The following is a 7,811-nucleotide window of genomic DNA, read 5'->3' on the forward strand; positions in this document are numbered from 1 at the left end:
GCGTGTTGGGTACTTCCCAAGCCAATTCCCAGCATGCCCGCTAATGTTTGCCCATGATCAAGTGCGTCCTCGCGTTTCTTTCTGCCGTCTTGCTCCTGGTCGGCTGCGGTGGCCCCAAGCCGGAGATACCCAAGCAGCCCGAGAACAAGAAGCCGGACATCAGCGGCATCAAGATCGAGGGAGACGCATCCGCCCCGGTCAACAAGCTGGCCATCGACGCCATCGCCGATCTGCAGGTGTACTGGGCCGATGAGTTCCCCAAGCTCTACGGCGAGGACTACAAGCCCGTCAAGGGCGGCCTGTACGCCCTGACTCCGGACTCGGAGTCCGGCCCCGAATGCGCGTCGAACTACGGCGACGTCGCAGGCAACGCGTTCTACTGCAAGCTCGACGACTCGGTGGCCTGGGATGCCGACGGGTTGCTGCCCGAGCTGCAGTCGAAGTACGGGGACTTCGTCATCCCCGTGGTCCTCGCGCACGAGTGGGGGCACGCCATGCAGCAGCGGTCCGGGTACTTCGACGAGAACAAGCTGACGGTCAGCTCGGAACTGCAGGCCGACTGCTTCGCAGGCGGGTGGTCCCGGCATGCCCAGGACGATGGCGTGTTCGAGGTGTCGAGCGGCGATCTCGACAGCGCACTGGCCGGCATCCTCGACCTGAGGGACACCCCAGGAACGAACGCCCAGGACTCGTCGGCCCATGGCAGCGGCTTCGACCGGGTCAGTGCCTTCCAAGACGGTTACGACAACGGCGCGGAGAAGTGCAAGGGGTACAAGGACGGCGAGCCCATGGTGCTCGAGTTGCCGTTCAACGACGAGGAGGACGCGGCGAACGAGGGCAATGCGCCGTACGACTCCATCGTCAACGGCGTGCCCTACGACTTGGAGGACTACTGGACCCAGGTGTACCCGGAGGTGGCCGAGGGGAAGCAGTGGCCGCCGATGAAGGGCCTTGAGGCGTTCAACCCCAACGACCCGCCGATGTGCGGCAACCAGTCGGCCGAGGGTTACGTGCTGTTCTATTGCGTGCCAGACGATTACGTCGGGTGGGACAACGTCAAGACCATGCCCGAGGTGTACCGGCAGGGCGGCGACTACGCCGTCGCCACGCTGCTCGCCACGCAGTACGGCCTTGCGGCGCTGAGCCGGCTTGGGGACGACTCTGACGAGAAGACCTCCACCCTGCGCGGTGACTGCCTGGCCGGCGCGTACACCGCGAGCGTCATCCTCTACAACCGCGAAGCCACCAGCACCTACCACATCTCGCCGGGCGACTTGGACGAGGGAATCAAGGCGCTGCTGCTGTTCCGCGGCGCAGGTGACGTGGAACGGCAGGGGGCCGGATTCGACCGCACTCGGGCCTTCCGGGAGGGCGTCATCAACGGCGCACAACCCTGCCTCGAGTACCAGGCGTAAGGGCCTCAGCCGAGAAGCTCGGCCAGCGCCGCGTCGAGGGTGGCGAATTGATACGCGAAGCCTCTCTCGCGCAATACCTTCGACGTGGCGTAGCGGCCGGTCAGGCCCAGTGCGGGGTCGGAGCGCAGCACCACGGCGCCGATCCTCAGTAGCGCGGCCGTGGTCGGCGGCGCAGGCGGCCGGTGCAGGTGGCGGCGCAGGGCGGCCATCAGGTCGGCGTTGCGGACCGGGTGATCCGTCGCGGCGACCAGGATGCCCGAGGGGATCGAGATGCCGTCCTCGAGGCCGAGGCAGGCACGGACGATGGTCAGCCAGTCGCTGAGGTGGATCCACGAAACCCATTGCCGGCCATCACCTATCCGACCACCCAGCCCCGCCTTCGTCAGGCCGACGAGGCGGCGCAGCACGGGGGAGTCGCGATCCAGCACGATCGACGTACGAATGATCACGCCGTGCTCGGTGTTGGCGCCTGCGAAGGCCGCCTCCCACGGCTGCGCCACGCCCGTCATCTGAGGCAAGCCGACGGGTAACGGGGTCGACTCGTCGCACCGCGTCTCGCCGGCGTCCGACCAGATCGCCGTGGTGCTGGCCTGGATCCAGTGCCGCACAGGCTGTTCCAGTTGCTGGCTGGCTTGCACAAGCGCACTGGTGGGTTCGACGCGGCTGCGCCGCAGTTCTGCGACGTTGGCAGGGGTGGGTCTGCAGTCGACGAGCTTGCCCGCCAGGTTGATCACCGCGGTGTCGGGCCCCTCGAGCTCGGCGGCCCAGTCACCGACCGTTCGTCCGTCCCAGAGCACTTGGCGGACAGCCGAACTCGCGTCGGGCCGCCGGGCCAACACCACCACCTGGTGGCCGCGGGCGCTCAGGTCTGCCGAGATCCGTCTGCCAAGTGAGCCGCTGCCTCCCGCGATGACGACCTTCACCAGTCAGGCCGGCCGAGCGACGGCGGCCTTGGAGCCCTGCCCGATCCACGACGGGATCGCGCGGCGCACGTCGGTGGGCCCGGACACTGCGGCGCTGCCATCGAGTAGCGCGTGCGACCAGCCGACGTCCCCCCGCCAGATCCGGGTCAGTGTCATCAGGCTGGTCTCCACGGTGCCCACCACGTCGTAACCGGGGTCGAAGTCGCAGACGTCGGCTTCGCCGTCGGCGACCACCAGCCACCATCGCGACGCCTTCGACGCCACCCCGTCGAGCCGGAACGCGACCGTGGTGCGCGACCGCGGCCAGGCGTCGATCGGGATGGTGCGGTGAATGTCCCACATCAGCAGGTGCGGGTCGAGGTCCTCCTCGCCGAGCTCGCCGATCCAGCGCGTGCCCCACGAGCCGAGCGCGTCGACGACGTCGAAGAGCTCCTGCCCGCACGGCGTCAGCGAGTACGTGGTGCGGCCGTCGACCTCGGTGCGATCCACCACGCCGACGCGCGCCAGGGACTTCAGCCGCCGGGACAGTAGTGCAGGCGACATCTTGGGCACGCCACGTCGCAGTTCGTTGAAGTGCCTGCTGCCGAGCAGCAACTCCCGCACGACGAGCAGCGTCCAGCGTTCGTCGAGCACCTCCATCGCCTTGGCGACAGGACAGAATTGGCCGTATCCGGACATGTGCACACCTCCGAGCGTCAAGTGGGCAGTACAGATATGGAACCAGTGTCAGTACAGATCTGTAACTAGATCCGCACGATCGGCGACGGGACGATGTTCGTACCCAGCAAGGAGGACGTCGATCATGAGCAATCCAACCGTAGCCGTCGACCACAGCCAGGTGGCGGCCAAGCATCGCGCGATGTGGGCGTCGGGCGACTACGCGAAACTCGCTGCAGAACTCGTCTCGCCGCTTGGCCCCGTGCTGGTGCAGGCCACCGGCATAGCCGAGGGCGATCGTGTGCTCGACGTGGCCGCAGGCACCGGAAACGTGGCGATTCCCGCCGCGGAGACCGGTGCGAGCGTCGTCGCGAGCGATCTGGTCCCCGAACTGTTGGAGCAGGGGCGCCGAGTGGCCGCCGAGCGCGGCGTCGACCTCGAGTGGCGCGAAGCCAATGCCCATGAATTGCCGTTCGAGGACGGCGAATTCGACGTGGTGATGTCGTGCATCGGCGTGATGTTCGCGCCGTTCCATCAGCGCGCGGCCGACGAACTGGTTCGGGTGTGCAAACCGGGCGCCAGGCTCGGTTTGATCAGCTGGACGCCCGAGGGTCACATCGGGCAGCTGTGGGCGGCGATGAAGCCTTACGCCCCGCCACCCCCGCCGGGCGCGCAGCCGCCTCCGCTGTGGGGTCAAGAGGATCACGTCCGGGCGCTGCTCGGCGAACGCGTCATCGACGTCGTCACGGAGCGACGGATGCTGACCGTCGACCACTTCGCCGACGGCGTCGAGTTCCGTGACTACTTCAAGGCCCTCTACGGGCCGACGATCGCGGTGTACCGCAACGTCGAAGGCGATCCGGACCGCGTGGCCGCGCTCGACGCGGCCATCGCGGAGGTGGGCGACAGCGTGCTGAGTGCCTCGTCGACCATGGAATGGGAGTACCTGCTGCTGACCGCGCGCAAGGCCTGACACGATGGCTGGATGCCCGACGACGCGCAGCAGCTGCCGACACTGAGTCATGACGACCAGGCTGCGGTGCAGCGCTGGGTGCGTGAGCAGGGCCTGGGGTCGACGGTCACCGACGTCGAGCCGCTGACCGGTGGCACGCAGAACATCGTGGTGCGGTTGCACGTTGACGGGCGCCCGATGGTGCTGCGCCGTCCTCCCGTCCATCCGCGGCCGACGAGCGACAGGACGATGCTGCGCGAGATCGCGGCGCTGCGGACGCTGGCCGGCACGACGGTGCCACACCCCGGGTTCATCGCCGGGTGCGACGACCTCGACGTGCTCGGCGTCGTGTTCTACCTGATGGAGGAGGTCGACGGCTTCAACCCCGGCGACAGCATGGACGACGCGTACGTCCGCAACGCCGACTGGCGGCATCAGGTCGGGCTGTCATATGCGGCCAGCCTGGCGCAGCTCGGCAACGTGGCATGGGAGGACAAGCCGTTGGCCGAACTCAAGCGGCCGGGTTCCTTTCTGGAGCGCCAGGTTCCGCAGTTCCTGCGGCTGCTCGAAAGCTATCGACACGACCGGTACGCGCCCGAATCGCTGGCCGTCGGCGAACTCGCGGGGTGGCTGGAGGCCAACCGCCCTGCCGACGGCGAGCCGGGGATCCTGCACGGCGACCCTCATCTGAGCAACGTGCTGCTGCGCAGGGACAGGCCGGAGTTGGCGGCGTTCGTCGACTGGGAGATGTGCACCGTCGGCGATCCCCTGCTGGACTTGGGTTGGATGCTCATCTGCTGGCCACTGGACACCAGCATGATCGCCGCAGGCGGGGCACTGGCCGCGTTGGGTGGACTGGCCAGCCGGGGCGAGCTTCTCGATGCCTACCTCGGGGCCGGCGGCCGCGAAACATCAAGGCTGGACTGGTATGTCGCGATGGCGTGTTTCAAGCTCGGCATCGTGATCGAGGGCACGTGGTCCCGTTATCTGGTGGGCCAGGCCAGCCAGGAGGCGGGGGAGCAGCTGCACGGATCGGCGCAGAATCTGATCGACGTGGGCACCCGGGTGGCCAAGGGCGACAGTCCGTTCATCTGACGCGCAGGTACACGTACCGGGCCGCGATCGCGCCGCCCGCCACCACGAGAGCGGCAACGCCGAACGCGATCTCCGGCGCGGCGTTTCCGCTCTCCTCGTCGAGGACCACCAGCAAGCCGATGTTGATCAGGAAGTGAAAGGTGCCAGCGACGAGCAGATCCGGGGCACCCCTGCTGTGAAGCAGCAGTGCGAGCACGATCGACATCCCGACGGTGGCCGCCAGGAACGCCAGCAGGTACCAGGGTCCGAGCGCGATCACCTGGACGTGCCACAGCCCCCAAATCAATCCGACCACGACACCGGTGGTGACCGCGCCCGCCCGGGTACCGAGCGTGGGCTGAAGGAAGCAGCGCCAGCCGTCACGGGCATGGTGATCCCGGCAGCGGCACACAGCGCGACGGTCAGCAGTATCAGAATGCCGGCTGCGGCCGCGGCCGCACCGATTCGCACACCGCCGCCGGTGAAGGTTCCCGGCACGAACTCGAAGCGCCACCGCGTCGATCCCCTGAAGAGCAGAACCGTCACGACGGCAGCGAATCCAGGTGCGAATTGGACTATCTCGATCAGGACGGGGTCGATCCCGAACGCGGTCTGACCGGCCTGGCATACGGCGGAGACCAAGAACGTGATGACGATGAACGTCGTGACCGGCAGCCAGATTCTCGAAGCGGGGCTGACGGGCGTCAGCCGCTTCAGGTCAACCGCCGAGTGCGGCGATGAGGTCCTTGATCTTGGCGGTCTCTTCTTCGGTGGCTGGCTCTTCGGCCTCGACGGCTTCGATGAGGTCCCGACGCAGCCCCACTCCGTTCGCGGCTTCCTTGGTCGAGAGCTTGGCGTGCCCACGCGCGACGTACAGCCGCTGGCCAAGGGTGGCGCTCGGTCCGTTGGCGGCGGTCTCGATCAGTTGGTCGTAGCGAGTCCGGACACCGCTCAGGGCGACGATGACCGACGGCGTGACCCTGCTGCGGCCCGCGGCTTCGGAAAGTGATGCCTGTAGTTTGCGGAGCCCGGCGAGGATGATCCCTGCGCGGTGGGCGAATTCGGGATCCCCTGGGTCGGGGAGAGTGTCGATCGCGGCGTCATACATGTGCATCGCCGCGTCGGACAGCCCGACGATTACTGGAGCTTCTCCGTCATTCGCCGCCGGCTCGGCCACAGTCACTCGATTCATCGTCGAAACTCAAAGGATCGCCAGAGCACCCTCTGACAGGATCAAGGTCGCCGAAACCGTAACGCGGTTCGACAGCGGATTCAACCGGTAGTTCTGGTCAATCCGGGCCGCCGCAGAGCCTGGCAAATCGCTACCGATCTCACCCGTCCGCCTGCGCGGAAACTGGAGTAGTCGACTACTCACGTCAGCCGGTCGGCACGGCCATAGGTTCAACGCGTGCCACCCCACCGACTGCCTGCCCGCAATCTCCGCCGGATCCCTACGAAACCTTCCAAGCTCGAGCACCTGGTGACCACCGACGATCGATTCCGAGTGCCAGACCAATGAGTTCTCCACGAGAGGAATGGACAGTTGAGCGTCTTCACCAAGGTTCCACCGGCCCAGCTGGTTCGCGGGATCGAGCGCGCCCGCCATCACCTGTTGCGGCTTCACCAGTCGATGGCCCCCGCGCCTGCGGCAATGATGGAGTTGATCTCGACCGCGTGGCTGGCGCAGGCGATCACGGTCGCCGCCGAACTGCGCATCGCTGATGTCCTTGCCGAGAAACCGCTGGCGATCGACGAACTGGCGCGCGAGGTCGGCGCGAACCCCGACGCGCTGAGCCGTCTGCTGCGGGCATTGATCGGGCGGGGCATCTTCCGTCAACGCCGCGATGGCCGCTACGGCCTGACACCGCTGGCGAAGACCCTCCGATGGGACCCGCCGGAATCGATGGCGGCCCTTGCGTGTTTCCTCGGCTCGCCACAGGACCGTGAACACTGGAGCCACCTCATCGATGCGGTCAGGACAGGTGAGTCGGTGGTTCCGAAGCTCCGGGGCATGGAGGCCTTCGACTACATGTCGACCCAGCCAGAACTCAACGACGTCTTCAACCAGGCCATGACGAACTTCTCGGAGATGGCGGTGGCGGTGGTGACGGCCGCGTACGACTTCACCGGCTACCGCACCATCGTCGACATCGCAGGCGGCCACGGCCGGCTGCTGGCAGGCATCTTGGCGACGACGCCAAGCTCCAAGGGCGTCCTGTTCGACCTGCCACACGTCGTCGCAGATGCCGAGCCATTGCTGCGCAAACACCACGTCGCAGACCGCGTCGTCGTCGCCGAGGGCTCCTTCTTCGGCCCGGTTCCCGACGGCGGCGACCTCTACCTGCTGAAGAACATCATTCACGACTGGCCCGACGACAAGGCACTGGAGATTCTCAAGAACGTGCGCGCAGCGACCCGCGACGGTGCGCGGCTGATCCTGGTCGAGTCCGTGATACCGCCGCACCACCGTGAGTTCTCCACGAAGTGGTTGGACCTGGAGATGCTGGTCGGAAACGCGGGGCGGGAACGCACCGCGGACGAGTACCGAATCCTCTTGCAGAAAACAGGATTTCAGATGACCCGCGTCATACCGACCGCTTCACCATTCAGCCTGGTCGAAGCCGCACCGTCCTAATGGGAGTCGATCAGCGTGTCCTTGACGGGGATCTTGGTTCTCGAGCGGGAGGCTGATTACCCGAGCCGCCGGCCGGTGAGCACTGTCGTCGCCTGGAGCGATGGTCGATTCCTAGGGTTAGATCGTGCCCCGGCTGGTTGGTGAGGTCATCTGTA

At 66.7% G+C, this 7,811-nt stretch carries 9 protein-coding genes; 4 read left to right on the forward strand and 5 right to left on the reverse strand.

The genetic code is table 11. The features are described 5' to 3' along the window. Positions 1–53 precede the first annotated feature (53 nt). Complete coding sequence (locus HNP02_RS37820; protein ID WP_184445785.1) at positions 54–1,415, forward strand: neutral zinc metallopeptidase; 1,362 nt, start codon at positions 54–56, stop codon at positions 1,413–1,415. A gap of 5 nt (positions 1,416–1,420) precedes the next feature. On the opposite strand, the gene HNP02_RS37825 is transcribed toward HNP02_RS37820, so the two are convergent. Together HNP02_RS37825 and HNP02_RS37830 are read right to left on the reverse strand one after the other, a co-directional pair. After that, positions 1,421–2,338, reverse strand: a complete 918-nt coding sequence (locus tag HNP02_RS37825) for an NAD-dependent epimerase/dehydratase family protein (protein ID WP_309241841.1) — start codon at positions 2,336–2,338, stop codon at positions 1,421–1,423. A gap of 3 nt (positions 2,339–2,341) precedes the next feature. Beyond that, positions 2,342–3,016: a helix-turn-helix domain-containing protein gene (locus HNP02_RS37830; RefSeq protein ID WP_184445786.1), complete on the reverse strand. Its 675-nt coding sequence runs from the start codon at positions 3,014–3,016 to the stop codon at positions 2,342–2,344. 124 nt (positions 3,017–3,140) lie between these two features. Between HNP02_RS37830 and HNP02_RS37835 the strand changes: the two genes are divergently transcribed. Both HNP02_RS37835 and HNP02_RS37840 read left to right on the forward strand, forming a co-directional pair. Next, a complete protein-coding gene (locus HNP02_RS37835; RefSeq protein ID WP_184445787.1) occupies positions 3,141–3,968 on the forward strand; it encodes a class I SAM-dependent methyltransferase in 828 nt (275 codons plus the stop codon). A gap of 12 nt (positions 3,969–3,980) precedes the next feature. Beyond that, positions 3,981–5,042 (forward strand): phosphotransferase family protein, encoded by a 1,062-nt coding sequence (locus HNP02_RS37840; protein WP_184445788.1) that lies wholly within the window; start codon positions 3,981–3,983, stop codon positions 5,040–5,042. On the opposite strand, the gene HNP02_RS37845 is transcribed toward HNP02_RS37840, so the two are convergent. The 3 genes from HNP02_RS37845 to HNP02_RS37855 form a co-directional block, all read right to left on the reverse strand. Next, positions 5,035–5,337 (reverse strand): hypothetical protein, encoded by a 303-nt coding sequence (locus HNP02_RS37845; protein WP_221318453.1) that lies wholly within the window; start codon positions 5,335–5,337, stop codon positions 5,035–5,037. The genes HNP02_RS37840 and HNP02_RS37845 overlap by 8 nt on opposite strands. Beyond that, positions 5,325–5,567 carry a hypothetical protein gene (locus HNP02_RS37850; RefSeq protein WP_184445801.1) on the reverse strand — a complete coding sequence of 81 codons (243 nt, stop codon included), beginning with the start codon at positions 5,565–5,567 and terminating at the stop codon, positions 5,325–5,327. Before HNP02_RS37850 ends, HNP02_RS37845 begins: the two co-directional genes overlap by 13 nt. 172 nt (positions 5,568–5,739) lie before the next feature. Next, a complete protein-coding gene (locus HNP02_RS37855) occupies positions 5,740–6,129 on the reverse strand; it encodes a hypothetical protein (RefSeq protein WP_184445799.1) in 390 nt (129 codons plus the stop codon). A gap of 435 nt (positions 6,130–6,564) precedes the next feature. Between HNP02_RS37855 and HNP02_RS37860 the strand changes: the two genes are divergently transcribed. Next, the gene (locus HNP02_RS37860) at positions 6,565–7,656 is read left to right on the forward strand and encodes an acetylserotonin O-methyltransferase (RefSeq protein ID WP_255507431.1); all 1,092 of its coding nucleotides are present in this window, start codon (positions 6,565–6,567) and stop codon (positions 7,654–7,656) included. Positions 7,657–7,811: the final 155 nt, after the last annotated feature.

It is taken from the genome of Mycobacterium sp. AZCC_0083, assembly GCF_014202335.1.
Taxonomy (GTDB): Bacteria; Actinomycetota; Actinomycetes; order Mycobacteriales; family Mycobacteriaceae; genus Mycobacterium.

Coding starts and splice junctions, on each gene's coding strand:
- HNP02_RS37835 (WP_184445787.1), top strand. CDS start 3,141: ATGAGCAATCCAACCGTAGCCGTCGACCACAGCCAGGTGGCGGCCAAG.
- HNP02_RS37855 (WP_184445799.1), bottom strand. CDS start 6,129: ATGTATGACGCCGCGATCGACACTCTCCCCGACCCAGGGGATCCCGAA.
- HNP02_RS37820 (WP_184445785.1), top strand. CDS start 54: ATGATCAAGTGCGTCCTCGCGTTTCTTTCTGCCGTCTTGCTCCTGGTC.
- HNP02_RS37830 (WP_184445786.1), bottom strand. CDS start 3,016: ATGTCCGGATACGGCCAATTCTGTCCTGTCGCCAAGGCGATGGAGGTG.
- HNP02_RS37840 (WP_184445788.1), top strand. CDS start 3,981: ATGCCCGACGACGCGCAGCAGCTGCCGACACTGAGTCATGACGACCAG.